Annotated in this window: 21 protein-coding genes; 11 read left to right on the top strand and 10 right to left on the bottom strand. The window is 68.0% G+C overall.

The genetic code is table 11. The features are described 5' to 3' along the window. Positions 1 to 200: 200 nt before the first annotated feature. Positions 201 to 974, bottom strand: coding sequence for a sugar isomerase domain-containing protein (locus ACL9RL_RS16735; RefSeq protein WP_422781421.1), 774 nt, complete (start codon positions 972 to 974; stop codon positions 201 to 203). Positions 975 to 981: 7 nt separating this feature from the next. Further along, the gene (locus ACL9RL_RS16730; RefSeq protein ID WP_422781420.1) at positions 982 to 1,944 is read right to left on the bottom strand and encodes a MurR/RpiR family transcriptional regulator; all 963 of its coding nucleotides are present in this window, start codon (positions 1,942 to 1,944) and stop codon (positions 982 to 984) included. Positions 1,945 to 2,027: 83 nt separating this feature from the next. Between ACL9RL_RS16730 and ACL9RL_RS16725 the strand changes: the two genes are divergently transcribed. The 3 genes from ACL9RL_RS16725 to ACL9RL_RS16715 all read left to right on the top strand — a co-directional run bounded on the left by ACL9RL_RS16725 (position 2,028) and on the right by ACL9RL_RS16715 (position 6,248). Beyond that, positions 2,028 to 3,170, top strand: coding sequence for an N-acetylglucosamine kinase (locus ACL9RL_RS16725; protein WP_422781419.1), 1,143 nt, complete (start codon positions 2,028 to 2,030; stop codon positions 3,168 to 3,170). A gap of 67 nt (positions 3,171 to 3,237) precedes the next feature. Next, a complete protein-coding gene (locus ACL9RL_RS16720) occupies positions 3,238 to 5,226 on the top strand; it encodes a DUF5107 domain-containing protein (protein WP_422781418.1) in 1,989 nt (662 codons plus the stop codon). Next, entirely contained in the window at positions 5,223 to 6,248 is a 1,026-nt protein-coding gene (locus ACL9RL_RS16715) for a Gfo/Idh/MocA family protein (protein WP_422781417.1), read from the top strand. The genes ACL9RL_RS16720 and ACL9RL_RS16715 overlap by 4 nt, the downstream gene beginning before the upstream one ends. 234 nt (positions 6,249 to 6,482) lie before the next feature. Here ACL9RL_RS16715 and ilvC read toward each other — a convergent pair whose 3' ends face one another. From ilvC to ACL9RL_RS16685, 6 genes are all read right to left on the bottom strand, one after another. After that, complete coding sequence (gene ilvC / locus ACL9RL_RS16710) at positions 6,483 to 7,511, bottom strand: ketol-acid reductoisomerase (protein WP_422781416.1); 1,029 nt, start codon at positions 7,509 to 7,511, stop codon at positions 6,483 to 6,485. 91 nt (positions 7,512 to 7,602) lie between these two features. After that, positions 7,603 to 8,112 (bottom strand): acetolactate synthase small subunit, encoded by a 510-nt coding sequence (gene ilvN / locus ACL9RL_RS16705; protein ID WP_422781415.1) that lies wholly within the window; start codon positions 8,110 to 8,112, stop codon positions 7,603 to 7,605. A gap of 2 nt (positions 8,113 to 8,114) precedes the next feature. Then, on the bottom strand, positions 8,115 to 9,923 hold the full coding sequence (locus ACL9RL_RS16700) for an acetolactate synthase large subunit (RefSeq protein WP_422781414.1): 1,809 nt from the start codon (positions 9,921 to 9,923) through the stop codon (positions 8,115 to 8,117). 45 nt (positions 9,924 to 9,968) lie between these two features. After that, positions 9,969 to 11,663 (bottom strand): dihydroxy-acid dehydratase, encoded by a 1,695-nt coding sequence (gene ilvD, locus ACL9RL_RS16695; protein ID WP_422781413.1) that lies wholly within the window; start codon positions 11,661 to 11,663, stop codon positions 9,969 to 9,971. 2 nt (positions 11,664 to 11,665) lie between these two features. Next, positions 11,666 to 12,487 (bottom strand): trehalose-phosphatase, encoded by an 822-nt coding sequence (gene otsB, locus ACL9RL_RS16690; RefSeq protein WP_422781412.1) that lies wholly within the window; start codon positions 12,485 to 12,487, stop codon positions 11,666 to 11,668. Next, positions 12,484 to 14,025, bottom strand: a complete 1,542-nt coding sequence (locus tag ACL9RL_RS16685; RefSeq protein WP_422781411.1) for an alpha,alpha-trehalose-phosphate synthase (UDP-forming) — start codon at positions 14,023 to 14,025, stop codon at positions 12,484 to 12,486. Before ACL9RL_RS16685 ends, otsB begins: the two co-directional genes overlap by 4 nt. Positions 14,026 to 14,247: 222 nt before the next feature. Here ACL9RL_RS16685 and ACL9RL_RS16680 point away from each other — a divergent pair, with 222 nt between their 5' ends. Together ACL9RL_RS16680 and ACL9RL_RS16675 are read left to right on the top strand one after the other, a co-directional pair. Next, a complete protein-coding gene (locus ACL9RL_RS16680) occupies positions 14,248 to 14,436 on the top strand; it encodes a hypothetical protein (protein WP_422781410.1) in 189 nt (62 codons plus the stop codon). Positions 14,437 to 14,522: 86 nt separating this feature from the next. Then, positions 14,523 to 15,146: a hypothetical protein gene (locus ACL9RL_RS16675; RefSeq protein WP_422781409.1), complete on the top strand. Its 624-nt coding sequence runs from the start codon at positions 14,523 to 14,525 to the stop codon at positions 15,144 to 15,146. Between the two features lie 289 nt (positions 15,147 to 15,435). Here the strand turns inward: ACL9RL_RS16675 and ACL9RL_RS16670 are convergent, their stop codons facing one another. Continuing rightward, positions 15,436 to 15,678, bottom strand: coding sequence for a hypothetical protein (locus ACL9RL_RS16670; RefSeq protein ID WP_422781408.1), 243 nt, complete (start codon positions 15,676 to 15,678; stop codon positions 15,436 to 15,438). A 179-nt stretch (positions 15,679 to 15,857) separates the two neighbouring features. Further along, positions 15,858 to 16,574 carry a TetR/AcrR family transcriptional regulator C-terminal domain-containing protein gene (locus ACL9RL_RS16665; RefSeq protein ID WP_422781407.1) on the bottom strand — a complete coding sequence of 239 codons (717 nt, stop codon included), beginning with the start codon at positions 16,572 to 16,574 and terminating at the stop codon, positions 15,858 to 15,860. 127 nt (positions 16,575 to 16,701) lie between these two features. Here ACL9RL_RS16665 and ACL9RL_RS16660 point away from each other — a divergent pair, with 127 nt between their 5' ends. Genes ACL9RL_RS16660 through ACL9RL_RS16635 form a run of 6 tightly spaced genes read left to right on the top strand, consistent with a single transcriptional unit; the run spans position 16,702 to position 21,609 of the window. Further along, on the top strand, positions 16,702 to 17,340 hold the full coding sequence (locus ACL9RL_RS16660; protein ID WP_422781548.1) for a biotin transporter BioY: 639 nt from the start codon (positions 16,702 to 16,704) through the stop codon (positions 17,338 to 17,340). After that, positions 17,337 to 18,665, top strand: coding sequence for an AMP-binding protein (locus ACL9RL_RS16655; RefSeq protein WP_422781406.1), 1,329 nt, complete (start codon positions 17,337 to 17,339; stop codon positions 18,663 to 18,665). The genes ACL9RL_RS16660 and ACL9RL_RS16655 overlap by 4 nt, the downstream gene beginning before the upstream one ends. 4 nt (positions 18,666 to 18,669) lie before the next feature. Further along, entirely contained in the window at positions 18,670 to 19,890 is a 1,221-nt protein-coding gene (locus tag ACL9RL_RS16650; protein WP_422781405.1) for a thiolase family protein, read from the top strand. Beyond that, positions 19,887 to 20,615: an energy-coupling factor ABC transporter ATP-binding protein gene (locus ACL9RL_RS16645; RefSeq protein WP_422781404.1), complete on the top strand. Its 729-nt coding sequence runs from the start codon at positions 19,887 to 19,889 to the stop codon at positions 20,613 to 20,615. The genes ACL9RL_RS16650 and ACL9RL_RS16645 overlap by 4 nt, the downstream gene beginning before the upstream one ends. Beyond that, positions 20,612 to 21,208 (top strand): energy-coupling factor transporter transmembrane component T family protein, encoded by a 597-nt coding sequence (locus ACL9RL_RS16640; RefSeq protein ID WP_422781403.1) that lies wholly within the window; start codon positions 20,612 to 20,614, stop codon positions 21,206 to 21,208. The genes ACL9RL_RS16645 and ACL9RL_RS16640 overlap by 4 nt, the downstream gene beginning before the upstream one ends. Next, complete coding sequence (locus ACL9RL_RS16635) at positions 21,205 to 21,609, top strand: CHY zinc finger protein (RefSeq protein WP_422781402.1); 405 nt, start codon at positions 21,205 to 21,207, stop codon at positions 21,607 to 21,609. Before ACL9RL_RS16640 ends, ACL9RL_RS16635 begins: the two co-directional genes overlap by 4 nt. Positions 21,610 to 21,728 lie beyond the last annotated feature (119 nt).

Genomic DNA, 21,728 nt, shown 5'->3' with positions numbered 1-21,728 from the left:
CTTTCAGTGATCCTCGCGACCTGGGTGCTGTCGCGATGTGAGTACTGCTGATGTGGGTACTTCTGATGAGGGCGTGCTGCGTGAGTCGACGTCTTCGGTTGCGTATCGCCTGGGTTCTGTATGGGTTTCGGTTCGGTTCTCTGCGGTTTCGGTTGGATTGGCGTGTTGGTGGTGCGGTGGGGGTCTTGAGCTCCCTGGGCTCAGGCGTCTCGCCTGATGCGGCCCAGGTAGCGGTCCTCGAGGACGGAGTTGTGTTCATCCCCGCCCGGGATGTTCGCTGAGATGTACAGCGGGGGCGTCTCACCGGATTCGGCGAGCCGATCGGCGATGCCGATCGTGAGCAGTTGCGCGATGTACGCGGCGGTGATGGAGGAGACCGCCCCGACCGGGACGCCCTCGCGAACCTCGATGGTCGCGTCTCCGAACGGCGCACGGTTGTCGATCACGACGTCCGCGACCTCCGACAGCCGCAACCCGCTGGAGTGCTTCGGCTCGACGCGGTTCGTGTGTTCGATCGACGTCACGGCGACGACGGGGTGCCCGTGCTCCTTCGCAAGCAGTGCGAGTCCGACGATCGAACCGTTGACACCGGAGTTGGACGCGATGATGAACACATCGCCAGGGCCGACCGGCGAGATCGCGAAGAGTTCGGCTGCGATGTCCCCGCTGCGTTCCAGCGCGGCACCGCCCAGGTCGGAGACGCTCCGACCGCCCCGCAACACGACGTCGCGCAGTGCGATCTTGTTCGTGGGGATGAGCCCACCGGCACGGCCGGCGATCTCCATCGCGAACGCCTCCGAGTGTCCGGTGCCGAACGCCTGGATGACGCCGCCGTCGATGATCCCCTGTGCGAGGACGTCGATCGCGCGGTCGAGACCGCCCTGTTCCGCGTCAGCAGCGATCGCGGCCAGGCGGGAGGTGACCTCGCTCGTGTACCGGCGGTTCAGATCGTTCCGGTTCGCAACATCGACCATGGAGGATTCAGCCTTTCAGTGCACCGGCGCCGGATTCGGAGCCGGGAGTCGGGGTGGCGCCGAGACGCCTCGGGCGCCGGTGCGAGGACACGGCGAGCGCCGAAGCCGCGAGGCGTTGAGTGGTCCGCTCGAAGTTCTCTTGAGCGACGAGGAGGTAGAGCAGGTCGAGGACGAAGAGTTGGCCGTGCTTGGCGGAGAGGTCGTCCGGCTGCAGGAAGTGCTCGTGGGCAGCCGTGATGATGCGGAGGTCGGCTTCGAGCGCGAGCGGCGAGACGGGGTCGTTGGTGATCGCGATGGTGAGTGCACCTGATCGTCCGGCCTCGCGGAGCATCTGGATGGTCTCGTCGGTGCGGCCGGTGTTCGAGATGCCGATGGCGACGGATTCCGGACCCTGGATCGCCGCGCTCGTCAGGCCGGCGTGCACCTCGGACCAGGCGTGTGTGCTGACGCCGATCCGGTAGAGCCTCGCCTGCATCTCCCCGGCGAGCATCGCGCTGCCCCCGACACCGTAGATGTCGACGTTGCGGCTCGCCGCGATGCGCTTGGAGATCCGCTGCACGACCGGCATGTCGATCGCCGAGGCCGTCTCGCGGAGCGTCCTCGTGTGCGCGTTGAGGAGGGTGCTGAGGACGTCGCCGGCCGGGTCGTCGGGGCTGAACGCGCGGCCGATGTCGATCTGCCACGACTCGCGTGCCGTGCTCCGACCGAAGTCCTTCGCGAGGTCCACCCGGAACGGTGCGTACCCGGAGTATCCGATGAGCCGGCAGAACCGGGTGATCGTCGCGGCGGAGACGCCGGATTCCGTGGCGAGTTCGCCGATCGTGAGCGTGAGCGGGGCGGCCGGCTCCGCGAGCAGGTACGTCGCGATGCGGGTCATCACGTCGGACATTTCCGGCAGCCGCGACCGAATCCGGTTCGTCACGCCTGTGGCGTGCTCACCGGTGATCACCGTTTGCGACGTAGTCGTCATGGAAATGCGTTTCTCCCTCGTTGGAGTGACGTAAAACTGATTCTTACAGTACGGTGTGGTCCACGGCAAGATGTTTCGAAGTGATGACGATGCAAATAATTCTGGCGCTCGATGCTGGTGGCACTTCCACGAGAGCAGCGGTCCTCGATGACGAGGGACGCTGCCTCGGTTCCGGGCGCGCCCGCGGGGGCAATCCGACCTCCTCAGGTGTCGACGCCGCTTCGACGCACATCCTGGCTGCGGCAGCCGATGCGCTCGCCGCGGCGGCTGGTGCGGTCAGCGCGGCTGGTGCGGCCAGTGACGCGGTCGTCGGCCCGGATTCGCTCGTGGTCATCACACAGGCCGGCCAAGTCGTTCCCGAGTACCGCCGACGGCTCGTCGACGGTTTCGCCGCGTTGGGCATCCCCCGCGTCATCATCGAGTCCGATCTCCTCGGCATGTACGGCTCAGGCACCCCCGGGCCATCAGGCTCGGTGCTCGTCGGCGGGACAGGCAGTGTCGCCGGACGCATCGAGGACGGCCGTCTCGTCCACGGCGTCGGGGGTGCCGGATGGCTGCTCGGCGACGACGGGTCCGGTTTCTGGATCGCCAGACGGATCGTGCGCGCCGTGGCCGCGGAACTCGACGGGCTCGGGCCGTCGACCGCACTGACGCCGCTGCTGTCCGAGACGCTCGGCCTACCCGCCGAACCATCGGGAGCGGCCGCCCTGCCCACGACTCCCCGAACGTCCTCCCACGCGCTGCGGCCCGCGGCGCTCACCGCGCTCATTGACCAGGTCTACGGCGCCCCGCCCATCGCGATTGCCAGGTTCGCCCCGCTCGCCTTCGCTGCGAGAGGCGACCAGGTCGCAGAACAGATCGTGGCCGATGCGGTCGGGAAGATCGCTGAACTGCTGGTGGCCGTGCATCGCGGCGGAGCGGACAGCCCGGTGATCCTCGGCGGCAGCGTGCTCGTCGGCGGCCTCCTGCAGCACTCCGCAGAGACACGCACCAGGCTTGCGGAAGCCAGCGGCGGCGCTGAACTCGTCCCGGTGGCCGACGGCCTCGTGGGAGCGGCGATCATGGGACTGCGCGCCGCCGGCATCCACGTCGACCGCGCACGCTTCGAGCTCGTCCACACCACCGTGGCGACGGCTCCCGGTGCATCGGCTCCCGCCGTTCAGACGCCAACCGTCGACGCACAGGCGACCCGGCCCGCAGCATCCGTTCTCCCCCGCACCAGCTGACGATCCGCCCACACCCGCACGACGCCGTGCCAGAAGGAGCAGCGCACCGATGCCAACCAAGCCCTCCATGACCATCACACCAGGAATCAGGCGGATCTCGATGTCCGAGCTCGGGCCGGAGAATCCGTTGCCGATGATCGGGCCGCTGCTCGAGAGCCCGTACCGGATCGAGGGCGCCATCCCACCGGAGATCATCGATGGGGCCAAGTACGGAGCGATCCCGAACCTCTATCCGCACCGTGAGCAGGATGGCTACAGCCGCGAACGGTCCCCGCGGGACGTACCGACGATCGTCCTCGAGAACCGGCACCTCCGGGCCGTCTTCCTCCCGGAGCTCGGCGGTCGCCTGTGGGAACTCGTGGATCTGCGGACGGGGAAATCACTTCTCCACACCCCGGACACGCTCCAGTTCGCGAATCTCGCCCTCCGCAACGCCTGGTTCGCCGGCGGGGTCGAGTGGAACACGACCACCAGGGGTCACTCCCCCTCGACGTGCAGTCCCGTGCACGCTGGCATCGTCGAGACGCCGGACGGTCGGGAAGTGCTCCGGATGTGGGAGTTCGACCGGGTGCGCGGGACGGTCTTCCAGCTCGACGCCTGGTTGCCGGACGATCAGCCGATCCTGCTCGTCGCCGCGCGCCTGCGCAACCCGGCCGATGTGGACGTCCCCGTCTACTGGTGGGCGAATGCGGCGGTGCCGCAGCATCCGGCGAATCGGGTCGTCGCGCCGGCAGACACCGCATTCGCAAGTGACGAGATCGGCGGCATCACCCGCGTCTTCCCGACCTCCGACGGCGGCGTCGACTGCACCTGGCCGACCCAGAACCGGCACGCGCGGGACTTCTTCTTCGACCTCGCCCCCGGACAACGGCGCTGGATCCTGCAGAGCGACGTCGACGGCGACGGACTCGCGATCGTCTCGACCGATCGTTTGCGCGGACGCAAGCTGTTCATCTGGGGTCAGGAGCCGGGCGGACGGCGCTGGCAGCGATGGCTGAGTCCGGAGGGCGGTGAGTACAGCGAGATCCAGGCGGGCCTCGCACAGACCCAGTTCGAGCACCTCAGACTCCCCGCCGGCGCCGAGTGGACCTGGGTCGAGGCGTACGGCAACGCCGCCGTGGACGCGGCGGTCGCCACGAGTGACGACTGGGACATCGCGGTCTCTCACGGTGAGGAGCGTGTCGAACTATTGATCGGCGCCGATGCGCTCGAGCGCGCCGCCCAGGACGCCGCGTCCTGGCAGGACCTCCCTCCCACGACATTCCTCGCGGACGGCACCGGGTGGGGCGCGCTCGAAGCAGCGCTCCGCCGGGATACCGGGCTGCCCTGGATCGACGAATCCGGAACCCCGTTCAGACAGGAGACGCTCGGTGCGGAGCAGCATCCCTGGATCGATCTGCTAGCGGGCGGCGATTTCACGGGCGCCACGTCGTTCGTGAGCGGCGATCACTGGCGCGCGCTGCTCGACGCGCATCGGCACACTCCCGAGAGCCTTGCGCATCTCGGGACGATCGAGCACGCGGCAGGCGATCCGCACGGCGCGCGCGGTCGGTACGAGGCGGCGATCACAGCAGCGGACAGAGGCGCAGAGGGATCTGCGGAAGCGGAGCGAGCCACAAGATCGTCCGTGGAATCGCATGCGGATGCGCTCGCCATCGCTCACCGCGGACTCGCGCTCCTCGACCGGGCCGACGGATCGATCGACGACACCCTCCACCACTACGCGGCGGCGTGTGCTGCGAGACCCACTTGGCGCTCGCTCCTCGTCGAAGCGGCGACGGCGGCAGTGGAATCCGGCCGCGCGGACACCGCATTGAGCCTGATCGAACGCTACCGGGACAGCGCGAATGCGACGGACGGCCGCGTCGCGCTGCTCCTCGCCCGGGCACTGGCGGACGCCGGGCGAGGAGCAGAAGCAATTGAACGGCTCCGCAACGGCATCGAGATCGCGGACCTCGGTGAGGGCGACAACGCGCTCGCAGACCTCTGGCGTCGGCTGCTCCCGGGCGAACCCGTGCCGGCCGACGCGCAATTCAGCATGACGGGAGAACAATGACCGACGCAGCAGCATCCGCCGGAAACCCAGGTACGATCGCGATCATCGGGGCGGGGTCGATGGGCCGCGCCCACGCACGCGCCTGGGCAGGTGCCGGACTCGGCGACCAGGTCGCGTACGTCTGCACAACGCGAGGGACGACCTCCCTCGACGACGCACCTCTCGCAGCATCGGTGTCCGACCTCGACGCGGTCCTCGCCGATCCGGCGGTCGGAATCGTCTCCGTGTGCACACCAACGGACACGCACGCCGACATCGCGATCCGTGCGCTCCAGGCGGGCAAACACGTACTGCTCGAAAAGCCGATCGCGCTGACGGTCGACGATGCGCACCTCATCCGTGCGCAGGCCGCCATCAGTCCCGGTGTGCTGATGGTGGCGCACGTCGTCCGATTCTTCGGCGGGTACCGCGCCGTGAGGGAGGCGGCGGAGGCCGGAACCCTCGGTGCGCCGCTGTCCGTCCACGCCGAACGGCTGAGCGGGCCCCCGAAGCCCTCGCCCTGGTGGCACGACGAGACCAGATCGGGTGGTGTCCTCGTCGATTTCGCGATCCACGACTTCGATCAGCTCAACCTGTTCCTCGGTGAACCGGTCACGGCATTCTCACGACGGGGACGGCCGGGAGGTCCGATCGAGACGACCGTCGACTACGCTAACGGCGGCCTCGGCCACGTCGTCACCTCGATGGGGATGCCGCCCGGATTCTCGTTCTCCTCGTCCGTCGAGGTCCTCGGGGCGACGGGTCTGGCGTCGCATCGCTTCGTCGGCAGCCTCGACGGGTCGCCGTCTCCGCAGCGGTTGGAGGCAGTCGGCGCCGGAACGGAGTCCCTCGCGACGACGATCGACGCCGGAGACCCGTATGTGCGCCAGGCCGAGTACTTCCTCGACTGCATCGCGACCGGTTCGGCGCCCGTCTGGTGTCCGACCGACGCCGCCGTGACCGCCCTGGCGGTCGCCCTCGCTGCACAGGAGTCGCTCGCGACCGGTCGCCCCGTCCCCGTGACGCGCACCCCCACGGCGTGACCGTCGAGCACAACTCCTTCAATTTCGAACGTCGCAGCACGGCCGCCCCCGGAATTCCGGGGATCTGGCTGGACGACCGCGCAGATCGAAGGAGTTGTGCTCGAAGGAGTTGTGCTCGAACGGACGACGAAGCGGGGACGACGAAGCGCCCGCCCCGGAGACCGGGACGGGCGCTTCGTTGTGCTGGATCAGGCCGGATCGGACGAACCGATCAGACCCTGGATCGCAGGGTGACTAGCGTGCGACGCTGCCGTCGACGTAGTCGTCGTCGTTCGACGCGTTCCATGCGAACAGCTTGCGCAGCTCACGACCGGTCGCCTCGATGGGGTGGTCCTCACCCTTCTTGCGCAGTGCGAGGAACTCCGGAGCTCCAGCGTCCTGGTCGGCGATGAAGCGACGAGCGAACGTGCCGTCCTGGATGTCCTTGAGGACAGCCTGCATGTTCTCCTTGACGCTCGGGTCGATGACGCGAGGACCGGAGACGTAGTCGCCGTACTCAGCCGTGTCGGAGACGCTCCAACGCTGCTTGGCGATGCCGCCCTCCCAGATGAGGTCAACGATGAGCTTGAGCTCGTGCAGCACCTCGAAGTAGGCGATCTCCGGCTGGTAGCCGGCCTCGGTCAGGGTCTCGAAACCGTACTGGATGAGCTGCGAGACGCCACCGCACAGGACGGCCTGCTCACCGAACAGGTCGGTCTCGGTCTCTTCCGTGAACGTGGTCTTGATGCCGCCGGCACGCAGGCCGCCGATCGCCTTGGCGTACGACCAGGCGAGCGCCCAGGCGCTGCCGGAGTCGTCCTTCTCGACGGCGACGATAACGGGGACGCCACGGCCGGCCTCGTACTCGCGACGGACGGTGTGACCCGGTCCCTTCGGAGCGACCATAAACACGTCGACGCCCTCAGGAGCCTCGATGTAGCCGAAACGGATGTTGAAGCCGTGGCCGAAGACGAGCGCCTTACCGGGAGCAAGCTGGTCCTTGATGGACTCGGCGAAGATGCCGCGCTGGTGCTGGTCGGGAGCGAGGATGACGATGACGTCAGCCCAAGCGGAAGCGTCGGCGACGTTCTTGACCGTGAAGCCCTGCTCCTCGGCCTTGGCGATCGACTTGGAGCCGTCCTTCAGGCCCACGACGACCTCGACACCCGAGTCGCGGAGGTTGAGCGCGTGCGCGTGGCCCTGCGAGCCGTAGCCGATAACGGCAACCTTCTTGCCCTGGATGAGCGACAGGTCTGCGTCCTGGTCGTAGAAAATCTCAGTCACTGGTGGTTCTCTCCTTGGTTGTGGTGATTCGAATCCATGCATTCGCTCCCCGTGGCATATTACGTGTCCACGGAGTGCGACGAAAGGGTTGCTAGTTCTTGAAGACGCGTTCCGTGATCGACTTGGAACCGCGGCCGATGGCGAGGAGCCCGGACTGGGCGATCTCCTTGATGCCGTAGGGCTCCAGGACCTTGAGCAGCGCGCTCGTCTTCCCGGAGTCGCCCGTGACCTCGATCACGAGGGCGTCCTGCGCCACGTCGACGACGCGTGCACGGAACAGGTTGACCGCTTCGAGGACCTGCGAACGCGTCGCGTTGTCGACCCGCACCTTGATGAGCAGGTGTTCCCGCTGCACCGACTGGTTGGGGTCGAGCTCCACGATCTTGATGACGTTGATGAGCTTGTTGAGCTGCTTCGTCACCTGTTCGAGCGGGAGTTCCTCCACATCGACCACGACCGTGATGCGAGAGAGGCCCTCGATCTCACTGTGGCCGACCGCGAGGCTCTCGATGTTGAACCCGCGACGGGCGAAGAGCCCCGCGACACGGGTGAGCAGACCGGGCTTGTCCTCGACGAGGAGACTCAGGACGTGCGTGCTCATGATCAGGCCTCCTCATCGAATGCAGGGCTGTGGTCCCTGGCGTACTGGACGTAGCTGTTGCTGACTCCCTGCGGGACCATCGGCCACACCATCGCGTCTGCGCTCACCACGAAGTCGATGACGACCGGGCGGTCGTTCGTCTCGAGTGCGAGCTTGATCGCGGCGTCCACTTCTTCCGGCTTCGTGACGCGGATCGCGAGGGCGCCGTAGGCGTCCGCGAGCTTCACGAAGTCGGGGATGCGGATGGTGTCGTGACCCGTGTTGAGGTCGGTGTTGGAGTAGCGGCCGTCGTAGAACAGCGTCTGCCACTGCCGCACCATGCCGAGTGAGGAGTTGTTGATGATCGCGACCTTGATCGGGATCTTGTTGATCGTGCAGGTGGCGAGTTCCTGATTGGTCATCTGGAAGCAGCCGTCGCCGTCGATCGCCCACACGTGGCGGTCCGGCTGTGCGACCTTGGCACCCATGGCGGCGGGGACCGCGTAGCCCATGGTGCCGGCCCCACCGGAGTTGAGCCAGGCGTTCGGACGCTCGTACTTGATGAACTGCGCCGCCCACATCTGGTGCTGGCCGACACCGGAGGCGTAGATGCCCTCCGGACCGGTCAGCTCGCCGATGCGGGAGATCACGTACTGCGGCGCCAGCAGACCGTCGGTCGGCTCCGTGTACCCGAGGGGGTACTCGTCGCGCAGACCGTCGAGGTAGGCCCACCACTCGCTGATGTCCGGCGTCGTCTCCTGCTTGGCTGCTTCGAAAGCCGCCTGCAGGTCGACGATGACGTCCTTCGCGTCGCCCACGATGGGCACGTCGGCGATGCGGATCTTCGAGATCTCCGCAGGGTCGACGTCCACGTGGACGACCTTGGCGTTGGGCGCAAACAGTGAGGCCTTGCCCGTCACGCGGTCGTCGAAGCGGGCTCCGAGCGAGATGAGCAGGTCGGCTTCCTGCAGCGCGAGCACTGCGGGGACCGTCCCGTGCATGCCGGGCATGCCCAGGTGCTGCTCGTGGGAGTCGGGGAACGCGCCGCGAGCCATCAGCGTGGTCACGACGGGAGCACCCGTCGCCTCCGCGAGGGCGAGCAGTTCCTCCGACGCCTTCGCGCGGATGACACCGCCACCCACGTAAAGGACGGGCTTCTTGGCGTTCACGAACAGCTGCGCCGCGGCCTGGATCTGCTTGCCGTGCGCCTTGGTCACCGGACGGTAGCCCGGCAGGTCGATCTTCGGCGGCCAGATGAACGGCGCCTCGGCCTGCTGGGCGTCCTTCGTGATGTCCACGAGCACGGGGCCCGGACGACCTGTCCCTGCGATCTCGTAGGCGGCAGCGATCGCGCCCGGGATGTCCTCGGGGACCTTCACGAGGATGGAGTGCTTCGTGATGGGCATGGTGATGCCCACGATGTCGGCCTCCTGGAAGGCGTCCGTCCCCATGAGGGTCGAGAACACCTGTCCGGTGATGGCCACCATCGGCACCGAGTCCATGTAGGCGTCGGCGATCGCGGTGACGAGGTTCGTCGCGCCAGGGCCGCTCGTCGCGATGCAGACGCCGACGTTGCCGCTCGCCGAGGCGTAGCCCTCGGCGGCGTGGCCGGCGCCCTGCTCGTGACGCACGAGGATGTGACGCAGTTTGGTCGAATCCATGAGCGGGTCGTAGACCGGGAGGATCGCGCCGCCCGGGAGCCCGAAGACGTCTTTCACGCCGAGGAGCTCGAGGGAGCGGACGACCGCCTGGGCACCCGTCAGGATTTCAGGGGTGGTGCCGGCCGGGGCCGGCGTTCTGGGTTGAGGCACGGGTTGTGGATCCGTGGACATGTAGGTATTCCTTCACCGATGGAGATGCACGAACGAGAAGCTCGGTCAGCCCGTGATCGCACCCTCTGCAGCAGAGTGGACGAGACGGGCGTACTTTGCGAGAACGCCACGGGTATAGCGCGGAGGAAGCGGTGCCCAGCCTTCACGGCGGGCTTCCAGCTCTGCGTCGTCGACCAGTAGATCGAGGGAGCGAGCTGCGATATCGACCCGTATCAGATCACCATCGCGCACGAATGCAATGGGACCAGCGTCCACTGCTTCGGGTGCTATGTGGCCGATGCACAGTCCGGTTGTGCCGCCTGAGAATCGACCGTCCGTCAAGAGTAGTACATCTTTGCCGAGTCCAGCGCCCTTGATGGCAGCGGTGATGGCGAGCATCTCGCGCATCCCCGGTCCGCCCTTCGGACCCTCGTAGCGGATGATGACGACATCGCCCTTGTTGATCTTGCCCTCGGTGAGCGCGTCCATGGCGCCTCGTTCGCGTTCGAACACGCGTGCGGGACCCTCGAACACCTCTGCGTCGAAGCCGGCCGTCTTCACCACGGCGCCCTCCGGCGCGAACGAGCCCTTGAGGATCGTGATGCCGCCGGTGGCGTGGATCGGGTTGTCGAGGGTGCGGATGACCGTTCCGTCGATGGGGTCCGGGTTCAGGTCGGCGAGGTTCTCCGCGACGGTCTTGCCCGTGACGGTGAGCGCGTCGCCGTGGATCAGGCCTGCGTCGAGGAGCGCCTTCATCACGACGGGCACGCCGCCGTGACGGTCGACGTCGTTCATCACGAACTGGCCGAACGGCTTGAGGTCGCCGATGTGCGGCACCTTGTCGCCGATGCGGTTGAAGTCCTCGAGCGTGAGGTCGACCTCGGCCTCGCGCGCGATGGCGAGGAGGTGGAGGACGACGTTCGTGGATCCGCCGAACGCCATGGCGACGGCGATCGCGTTCTCGAACGCCTTCTTCGTCAGGATGTCGCGAGCGGTGATGCCGAGGCGCAGCATGTTGACGACGGCCTCGCCCGAGCGGTGTGCGAAGTAGTCGCGGCGGCGGTCTGCGGAGGGCGGCGATGCCGAGCCGGGGAGGCTCATGCCGAGCGCTTCGGCGACCGACGCCATCGTGTTGGCGGTGTACATGCCGCCACACGCGCCTTCACCTGGGGCGATGGCGCACTCGATGCGCTTGAGGTCTTCCTCGCTCATGTTGCCGGCCTTGCACGCGCCGACGGCTTCGAAGGAGTCGATGATCGTGACTTCCTTCTCCGTGCCGTCCGACAGCTTGACCCAGCCCGGGGCGATCGATCCCGCGTACAGGAAGACCGAGGAGAGGTCGAGGCGCGCGGCCGCCATGAGCATGCCGGGGAGCGACTTGTCGCAACCGGCGAGCAGGACGGTGCCGTCGAGGCGCTCCGCCATAACGACGGTCTCGACGCTGTCGGCGATGACCTCACGCGAGACGAGCGAGAAGTGCATGCCTTCGTGGCCCATCGAGATGCCGTCGGAGACGGAGATGGTGCCGAACTGCAGCGGGTACCCGCCGCCGGAGTGCACACCCTCCTTCGCGCCCTGGGCGAGGCGATCGAGGGAGAGGTTGCACGGGGTGATCTCGTTCCACGAGCTGGCGATGCCGATCTGGGGTTTGTCCCAGTCCTCATCGCCCATCCCGACGGCGCGAAGCATGCCTCGGGAGGTGGTCGCTTCGATACCGTCCGTGACGGCGCGACTGCGGGGTTTGATGTCGATTTCGGGCATGTTTACGAGTCTACGGCTTCCTGATTGCTTCGATATTCGGCCAGCATCCTGAGCACGCGGGCGATCTCGGACGGTCCTTCGACCCGGAAGTCGGCGGCCGTGACGCCCGGCCCGCTCTTCACTCCGAGGTCCACCGGTCCGAGGGCGCGGAACGCGTCCTCGTCGGTGACGTCATCGCCCGCGTAGAACACGGCATCGGCCTTGGTATACCGCCGGAGGTGTTCGACGGCTTCGCCCTTGGTGGCGGTCCTGACCGAGAACTCGAGGACATTCTTGCCCTCTCGTACGGTCAGCCCGCTGATCTCGTCCTTCGTGTGGGCGAGCGCTTCGAGGTGGGCGATCCTGGAGTCTTCTTCACTGGCCAGACGGGTGTGCAGGGCGAACCCGGCAGGCTTCCGTTCGATCCAGACGTTGTCGAAATTCTGTGCAACGCCGTGGAGGATGACGGAGAGGGCTTCGCGTTGCGCCTCCTCCTCCTCGTTCAGGGCGATGGTGTCCCCCGCGTGGTCGAGACGGATCTCGACGCCGTGCGACCCGGCGAGCAGCACGGAGTCCGGGAGCTGAGCAACGCGGACGAGGCTGTCGACGGCGCGTCCGGACACGAGGGCGACCCTGGTCCCAGGCACGTCGATGAGCTTGAGCACGGCGTCCCGGGCTGCCGGGAGGGCTCTCGCCTGCTCCGGGTCGTCGACCTCCGGCGCGAGCGTGCCGTCGAAGTCGAGCGCGACGAGGAGGTTCGGGATCTCTGCCAGTCTGCGGAGGTCGGCGCGCAGACCGAGCGGCAGACCACCGAGCGTGTCGGTGGGTTCGTCGGTGCTGCTCATCGTCCGCTCGGCTCCCCTGTGCTGGTGGTGTTGTGGACGGCGTCCACTGCGTGCGCTTCCGCGGTGACCTCAGCGGTGACCGGGAGGTCCCGGGCGACGGCGTCCGCGCTGCGGACCTTGTCCAGTTCGTTGAGGAAGGACGCCGACCATCTGGCGACGTCGTACTCGAGCACCCGCTTGCGCAGGGCTCGCATCCGCCTGGATCGTTCGGCGCGCGTCATGTGGACGGCCTGCAGGATGGCGGACTTCAAGCCCTCGATGTCGTGCGGATTGATCTTGAGCGCCTGCTTGAGCTCGTCCGATGCGCCGGCGAACTCGCTCAGCACGAGGACGCCGTCGTTGTCGAACCTGGCGGCGACGTACTCCTTGGCGACGAGGTTCATGCCGTCGCGGAGCGCGGTGACGAGCATCACGTCCGCTGCGAGGTACAGCGCAGCCATCTCCTCCCGCGGGTAGCCGTGGTGCAGGTACTGGATGGCGGTGTGCCCGATCGTGCCGAAGTCGCCGTTGATGCGGCCGACCGTCAGCTCGATCTCGTCGCGCAACTGCTTGTACGTCTCGACGCGCTCACGGCTGGGGCTCGCGACCTGGACGAGCGTGACGTCCTCGACCGAGAGCTTGCCCTGGGCCAGGAGCTCGCCGAACGCCTTGAGGCGGTGGCCGATCCCCTTGGTGTAGTCGAGCCGGTCGACGCCGAGCATCACCGTCTTGGGGTTGCCGAGCTCCTCACGGATCTGCTTGGCCCGCGCGATGACGTCGGGACGGGAGGCGAGCTCCTGGTACCCCTTGCTGTCGATCGAGATCGGGAAGTGACGGGCGATGACCGTTCGGTACGGTGCGCCACGACGCGACGCACGCGGTGCCGCATCGGTCGCAGTGGGCACGCCGTGGGCGTCGAGCGGCACCTGGATGAGCGCACCGCGCGTCTCGTAGCCGAACAGGCGCCTGACCGCGCGGGAGAAGTTGCCGGCGTCCGCCGTGCGCTGGAAGCCGATGACATCCGCACCGAGGAGCCCCTCGATGATCTGCCGCCGCCAGGGCAACTGCGAGTAGATGCCGTATGCCGGGAACGGAATGTGATTGAAGAACCCGATCGTGAGGTCGGGGCGGAGCTCACGCAGCATCTTCGGGACGAGCTGGAGCTGGTAGTCCTGCACCCACACGGTCGCCCCGTGCGCCGCGGACTCCGCCGCCTTCTCCGCGAATCTGCGGTTCACGACGACGTAGGACTCCCACCACTCCCGGTGGTAGCTCGGCGGTGCGATGACGTCGTGGTACAGCGGCCAGATGGTGTCGTTCGAGAAGCCCTCGTAGTAGCGGGCGATCTCCTCCTCGGAGAGCGGCACCGGCACGATCCACATGTCGTCGTTCGAGAAGGGCTCGAGTTCGAGGTCTGCGGAACCGGCCCAGCCGATCCACGCGCCGTCGGCGCCGCGCATGACCGGTTCGAGCGCCGTGACGAGACCGCCGGGCGATGTGCGCCAGCTCTCGTTGCCCTCGGCATCCGTGACCCGGTCAACGGGCAGACGGTTGGACACGACGATGAAGTCGAACGTTGGCTGCGATGAGCCTGCGACGGTTTCGTGCCTGGTGATGATGACCCTCCCGGTCTCGTCCGGTCCGATCCTCAGGCTAGCAGCGTTCTGCGGCCCGGCTTCCGGTTCCCCTCACGGGTATACCGTCGCAGCTCCGACCGGGCAACCCGTGTGCGGCAGACGCGCGTACCGACTAGCGTAGACGCGAACGGAGGATCACCCCCTATGCGCAAGTTCATCTTCAACGGCAGTGTCATCAGCACGGTGTTCGGCGGCATCTCGGCGATCCAGGCGACACGCCAGGGACCACGTGACTGGCGGCTCGTGCTGCTGTGGGCGAGCTGGGGCATCTCACTGGCGCTCGCGATCGGTTCGGTCATCGAAGAGAGCAAGAACGCCGAGATCGAGCGGTAGATCCGCTGTTTTCCCGCGTGTCTGCGGCGATTTTTGCCTGATTCCACGCAGAATGGGTCCAGTCCATCGCGAGGGAAGGCCCAGTCATGTTCGGTCGTCGACGACACGCCGCTCCAGCATCCGCGTCTCAACTGACGGAGAAACAGCTCTTCGAGCTCGTTCACGCCAGACTTGCGGATGAACTCGGCGCCTCTGGCGCCTGGGTGCTCTCGAGGCGACTCCCCGACTCGGGTGACGAGATCTTCCACGAGGTCTTCGCGCAGCAGCTCGCGCACGAGATCGCGACCGACATCGACCTCGAGCAGGCCGCTGTGACGGTTCGCGCCGAGGCCAGGAACGCAGACACCGCTCGCGGATGGCGACTGTGGGGCCGTCAGGACGCCACGACCGACGAGGGCGTCGAAGACGCCGCCGTCGCCGCAGCCGATGTGCCCGCAGTCGAATCAGCCGAGGTCGTTCCGGACGCTGCTGGCGCCGACATCGTCACGGTCGAAGCGGTTGCAGCGGCTGTGACGTCGGAACAGGAACTCGAACCGGTCGCCTCCGCCCCGTCCGCGGTCGAGAGCGTCGACACCGCCGGCCTGCCGACACTCGTCGAACGCACGCTGCTCGAACCGCAGCACTACCCCATCGCCGTCTGGGCAGAGCCCGAACTCATCGACGCGAGCCTGGTCAACCCGGTTCCTGCGAAGCGCCGCTCCATCGCCTGAACCGAAGCGCGTCACCGCGGCAGACCGCGGTAATGCGTGGCGCCCCATCGAACCCGAATCGATGAGGCACCACGGCGTTGGCGGACGAAACGCCCAGCCGACGCTGTGCTCCACACGGCCTTGCGGCCACGCGGAGTCTTCGCCTGCACACGACCAGAACCCGATCCGGTCGACGTGCCGACATCTCTACAGTCTCATACTCGCGGGCCCGGTCCCGACCACACGCGCGCGACACGCGACGTACGACGTTGTGATGGATGAGGCGGCGATGCGTCACTGAGGGGTCTCCTCACTGACGCGCGAGCGAACCCAACCGTTCGACGGCACGATCGAAGTCGAGCGTCTGCAGAACTTCTTCCGCGGTCGCGTACCGCACGCCGCTCAAGACGACATAGACGTTTCCGACGCGTTCGACGAAGCCGCAGCGGCGACCCTCGACGCTGACCGAATACACCTGTTCCGAGTGCTTCTCGACGAGCACCTCGGTCGATCCGGCGGAATACACGGCGGTGGCCATGGCGGTCATGTTCATGTGCTGCACCTTTCCCTCGGAGAGGGTGCCGCATCGCCGTCACGTTCGTTCGCCGACGAATCGGCACCTCGTGATTGCACGCTACGCCCCGAGGAAACGCATCGCTACGCCTTGCCAGCACCACATCGACGTGATACCCGCGCGATGGTTCAGTGAGCGGCCGGGCAGACCGTCTGTCGTCAGATCCTCGCGCGCGCCTGGAGCCCGTCGAGCAGGAGCGTGACACCGAAGTCGAACGCGCCGGCATCGCCCATGGAGAGCACACCGAAGGGCTCCTCGGGCGAATCGCCCGCGTCCCCGGACGCCGGCCTCGCGACCACACCGACGCTGTCCGCCTGCATACGCTGCTGTTCGTGTGAGACGTGCCCGAGGACGAAATGGAGCAGCACGGCGGCTGCAGCGGCACTCGTCTCGGGGTCGAATCCCCCGGCGGCGATGGCTGCGGCGAGCCGCTCCTGCGGCGCACGGGCTCCCAGGCCGAGCGCGAGCGTGCTCGCGACGACCTCTGCGCCGTCCCGATACGCCAGCAGGCCGTCGCGGAGGGAGCGGGCCTCTGCTCGGGTGAGCGCGGCCCAGTCGTCACCCAGGGAGTCGGAAGCCCTGTGGGTGGCCGCACCGGGGTGAGCGGCGCTGCCTGCGCTGCCGGTGCTGCCGGTGCTGTTGCCGGCCCCACCGTCGCGCACCGCGACGATCCGATCGGCGAGGGTGGCGAGGAGTGCCTGCTTGTTCTCGAAATGCCAGTAGAGGGCGCTCGCCTGGACGTCGAGCGTCGACGCGAGCCGGCGCATCGTGAGGTCGGCGAGGCCGTGCTCGTCGAGGATCGCGAGGGCGGCGTCCGTGACGTCCTCGCGGCTGTGCCTGGTGCTTCCGAAGCGGGAGTTGGATGGCGGGACCATGTGGATACTATACTCGAACATCGTTCAGGTGAACGGTGTTCAGGTTGGTGTTCCCGCCGGACGTGATCCTGGACCGACCCCACTTCGACAACACATTCGCCCCGCATCACCACATCCAGATTCGAGGATTCCTGTGACCAGTTCTGCACGACTCGACACGAGCGACATCGCCCGCATCGCCGTCTTCGCCGCCCTTCTCGCCGTGCTCGGCCTCCCCGGCGCCATTCCGGCGTTCGGCGGAGCGGTGCCGATCACGGCCCAGACCCTTGGCGTGATGCTCGCGGGAGCGCTGCTCGGGCCGCTGCGCGGTGCGCTGTCGATCATCGTGTTCGAGGTGCTCGTCGCCGTCGGACTCCCCCTGCTCTCCGGTGGACGCGGCGGGTTCGGCGTCTTCGTCGGCCCGTCTGCCGGCTACCTGATCGGCTGGATCGCCGGCGCGGCCGTGATCGGCTTCATCGTGCACGCGGGCGGTCGCCGTCCGACCTGGTGGCGCACGGCGCTCGGCTCGTTCGTGGGCGGCATCCTCGTCATCTACGCGGTCGGCATCCCCGTGCAGGCGGCCGTCACCCAGCTGCCGCTCGCGCAGACGGCGCTCACGAGCCTCGTCTTCCTGCCGGGCGACATCATCAAGGTCGTCATCGCCACCGTCATCACGATGGCGCTGTGGCGCGCCTACCCGCGCGCGTTCCGTCGCACCACTGCCGCTGTTGCACCGACGGCCACACCGGTCGCCGATGACACGAACGCGGACGCCATCGGTCGATGACCCGGTTCGAGGATGCGTCAGGCGGCGAACGGATCGCGCTGCGCCAGGGCGGGCGGGTGTGGACGGAGTCCGCGTTCCGCGCGCTCGTCGCGGACGCTGGGGTCGGCGCCGGGGTCGGCACTGACGACGGCGCCGGCGCCGGCTCGGCAGCTTCGGCTCCGGCATCGGGTGCTGCGCAGATCACGCTCATCACCGACGCCGACCCGGTCGCGGCCGTCGTGCGCTCCCTGGCCGTCCGGGATGCCGGTGGCGTCCCGGTCATCGGAGACGACCGATGGGACGATGCGTACCGTGCGACCGTGACGGCGAGCGTCGAGGCGCTCGGATCCCAACCGGGTGCCGCCTGGGCGACGCTCAGTTCCGGGAGCACGGGCGCTCCGCGCGTCATCGTGCGTTCGGAGGCGTCCTGGGCCGATTCGTTCGACGCCGTCGGTGGACTGGTCGATCTCAGCGCTGACGACACCGTCTATGTCCCGGCATCGCTCGTGTCCTCGATGAGCGTGTTCTCCATCGTCCACGCGCGGGCCGTCGGTGCGACGGTCCTGCTGCCGTCCGGACGCGGGGTCTCGGGCGGCGACCTCGCACACGCGACCGTCCTGCACGGCACACCGCAGGCCCTGCGGTCACTCGTGGAACTGGCAGAGGCCGGTGTCCCCCACCGGGTGCGCGCAGCACTCATCGGCGGCGCGCACCTCGATGCGCCCCTCCGCTCCCGCGCGGAAGCGCTCGGCATCAGCGTCGTCGCCTATTACGGCGCGGCAGAGCTGTCGTTCGTCGCGGTCGATCGGTCAGGCGACGGGCTCGTCGCATTCCCGGGCGTCGAGCTTCGCGTCCTCGACCGCGTCCTGCACGTGCGGTCGCCGTACTTCGCCTTCGGGTACCCTGGCGCAGTGCACGGAGCCTTCGAACGCGATGACGACGGTTGGGGAACCGTGGGCGATCTCGTGGACGGCGACGGCATCACAACACCGCTGCGGCTGCTCGGCCGCCGCGACGGCGCGATCCTGACCGCGGCCGCGACCGTCATCCCCGAGGACGTCGAGGCTGCCTTGCGCGGCATCGACGGCATCGACGAGGTCGTCGTCATCGGCATCCCGCAGGCGAGGATCGGTGCGCTCGTCGGCGCAGTCCTCGAAATCCCCGCCGACCGAGCGGTTCCGCGCCTCGAACAGCTCGTGAGCGACGCCAAACTGCGCCTCACCTCATCACATCTCCCCCGCCGTTGGTACTGGACGCACGAGCTCCCCCGCACCGGCTCCGGGAAGGTCGCTCGTGCAGAGATCAGCCGCGCGGTCCTGGACGGAGAGGTGGCCCGGCTTGAGTGAGGTCATGGATTCGCCTGCTGCACCCGACGGCCACCGTGTCGATGGCTCCACGCCCGTGATCATCGCGGCGCGACGCACCCCCATCGCGACGAAGGGCGGCAGGCTCTCGAACACTCCCGTCGACGTGCTCGCCGCCGCCGTCCTCCGAGCGGTGGTGACCGACGTCGAAACCGTCTTCGCGGAAACGCGCGCTGACGACGGTGCCGACGATGGACCCGCCACGATCGACGTCGCCGACGTTGTGCTCGGCAACTGCATGGGGCCGGGCGGCAACACCGCGCGCGTCGCGAGCCTCGCCGCCGGCCTCGGCATCCGGGTGCCGGGGATCACGATCGACCGCCAGTGCGGCAGCGGGCTGGCGGCCGTCACGGTCGCAGCCGACGCACTCGTGGCAGCTGCCGCACGGGGTGACGACCGTGTGCGCATCGCAGGCGGTGCGGAGAGCGCATCGACGGCCCCGGCACGGATCACGGGCGGCGCGAGCTATGCGCGCGCCGCGTTCGCGCCGACCGGATTCCCTGACCCCGAGATGGAGCCGGCCGCAGAGGCCCTCGCGACGTCCCACGGCATCGCACGCGACCGTCAGGACGCCTACGCGGCGCGAAGCCACGACCTGGCCGTCTCGGCCGTGGAGCGGGGCGCATTCGACGCCGAACTGGTGACGATCGACGGTTTCGACGCCGACGACGGTCCGCGACGCTCGATCTCGACGATGCTCCACCGCTTCCCGCCCCTGCACGGCGGCACGGTGACCGCTGGGAACTCCTGCCGGATCAGCGATGGCGCGGCAGCCGTCGCCATCGTCCCGGAACGTGCACGAGGCGGAGCTCCCGGACTCGCGATCCTGCAGACGGCGACGATCGGTTGTGACCCGGCGACCCCGGGCATCGGCCCCGTCGACGCAGTCCGGAGCGTGCTGGCCGCCGGTGGTGTCGGACTCGACGACATCGCCGCGTTCGAAATCGTCGAGGCGTTCGCCGCCCAGACCCTCGCCGTGCTCGACGAACTGGGGCTCGCGAGTGCTGAGCACGTCGATGACCGGGTGTGCGCCGACGGTGGCGCGCTCGCGCTCGGACACCCGTGGGGTGCGAGCGGCGCCGTCGGACTGGTCCGGCTCTTCTCACGGCTCGTGCGCGCCGGTGCGCCCGCGGGGACCCTCGGGATCGCAACCGTCGCCGTCGGCGGCGGCATGGGCATCGCAGCACTCGTGGAGGTGGTCCGATGACGGACACGAAGATCAACGACCAGCACCGCCCGCAGCCGGCCGGGAGGGACATCGTCTTCACCGACGTCCACGTGGCCTTCGGCGACCGCGCGGCGCTCCGCGGAGTATCCGTCTCCCTGGATCAGCAGCGGATCGGTGTCATCGGCGCGAACGGGTCGGGCAAATCGACGTTCGCGAGGATGCTCAACGGCCTCGTCACCCCGACCTCCGGTTCGGTCCTCGTGCACGGCCTGGACCCGAAACGCGATGCGAAGCAGTTGCGACGCACCGCCGGATTCGTCTTCAGCAATCCCGATGCGCAGATCATCATGCCGACCGTGCGCGAGGACGTCGCGTTCTCGTTGCGTGGACGCGGACTGTCGAACGCGGAGATCGCCGAGCGGGTGGATGCATCGCTCGCTCACTTCCAGCTCACGCCCCACGCCGATGCGCCGGCGCACGACCTGTCCGGCGGGCAGAAACAACTCCTCGCACTGAGCGCCGTCCTCATCGGCGGGCCGTCGGTGGTCATCGCCGATGAACCGACGGCGCTCCTCGACGCACGGAACCGCCGCATCGTCGCCGACCATCTGCTGGAGGAGATGTCACAGCAGCTGGTCCTCATCACGCACGACATGCGCCTCGCCGCGCGATGCGACGTTGTCCTGCGATTCGAGGGCGGGCTCCTGCACACCATCGGAACCCCTGCCGAGGTCATCGCGGCGTATGAGGACGAGCACGCGTGATCGCCCTCTACCGCCCTGGAACGAGCGTTCTGCACCGGATGCCGGCCGGACCGAAGGTGCTCGCGGTCATGCTCGTCGTCTTCCTGGTGTCCGTGCTGCCGCAGGCCGGGTGGGCACTCGCCGGGGCGGCGACGCTCGCGGTCGTCGGCTATCTGATCGCGGGGCTCGGGTTCGGCGAGCTCTGGCGGCAGGTGCTCGTGGTCCGGTGGGTGATCGTGATCATGCTCGCCGGGCAAGTGATCTTCCTGCCGTTCACGCTCGCGTTGACGAACACGGGTCGGGTGGTCGCCGTTGTGCTCATCGCCGCACTCATCACGCTCACGACCAGGACGGTGGATCTGCTCGATGCGGTGGAACGAGGGCTCGGGCCGTTGCGTCGGTTCGGCGTCGATCCGGCGCGCATCGGGCTGGTGCTGGCGATCACGATCACCGCGATCCCGGTCATCGCCGGATTCGCGTCGACGATCCGAGAGGCGCAGCGTGCACGAGGGGTGCCGTTGCGGCCGCACACCTTCGTGGTGCCGGTGATGGTCATGTCGATGAAGCACGCCGACGATCTCGGTGATGCGCTCGTCGCACGGGGGTTCGAATGACGGACGGGGCGGGCCGCACCGCGGCGGATGGGCCGAATGTGGACGGACCAAATGCCAACGGGCCGACCGTCTACGGGCCGACGATCGACGCGCAGACGCGGTGCATCCACTACGGAACCGTGCTCGACGTCGTCGCGATGCGGTTCCATTGCTGCGACCGCTACTATCCGTGCCATCTGTGCCACGAAGAGACGGCCGGCCACCCTGCGGAGCTGTGGCCTGTTGCCGAGCGTTCATCGCCGGCCGTGTTGTGCGGGGTCTGCGCGCATGAGCTGAGCGTCGACGAGTACCTGGCGTTGCACGACGTCGAGTCGCCCTGCTGCCCCGCGTGCGGTGCCGGATTCAACGCCGGTTGTCGTCTGCACGCCCACCTCTACTTCGAGGGCGCCCATCCCGGGTAGCGAAGCGTCTCGTGTGCCGGGCGCCTGTGCCTTCCCCACCCCGCCCCGCCAAACCCCCCGCCCCCCACCCCCCCCCCAAACAACCCCCCAAACAAAACCAAAAAACCAGCTGAGCCTTT

Source organism: Plantibacter sp. Mn2098 (assembly GCF_049319745.1).
In the GTDB taxonomy this organism is placed as follows: domain Bacteria; phylum Actinomycetota; class Actinomycetes; order Actinomycetales; family Microbacteriaceae; genus Plantibacter.
Note: the sequence above shows the minus strand (reverse complement) of the source record. Positions and strands in the feature narration are given on the sequence as shown.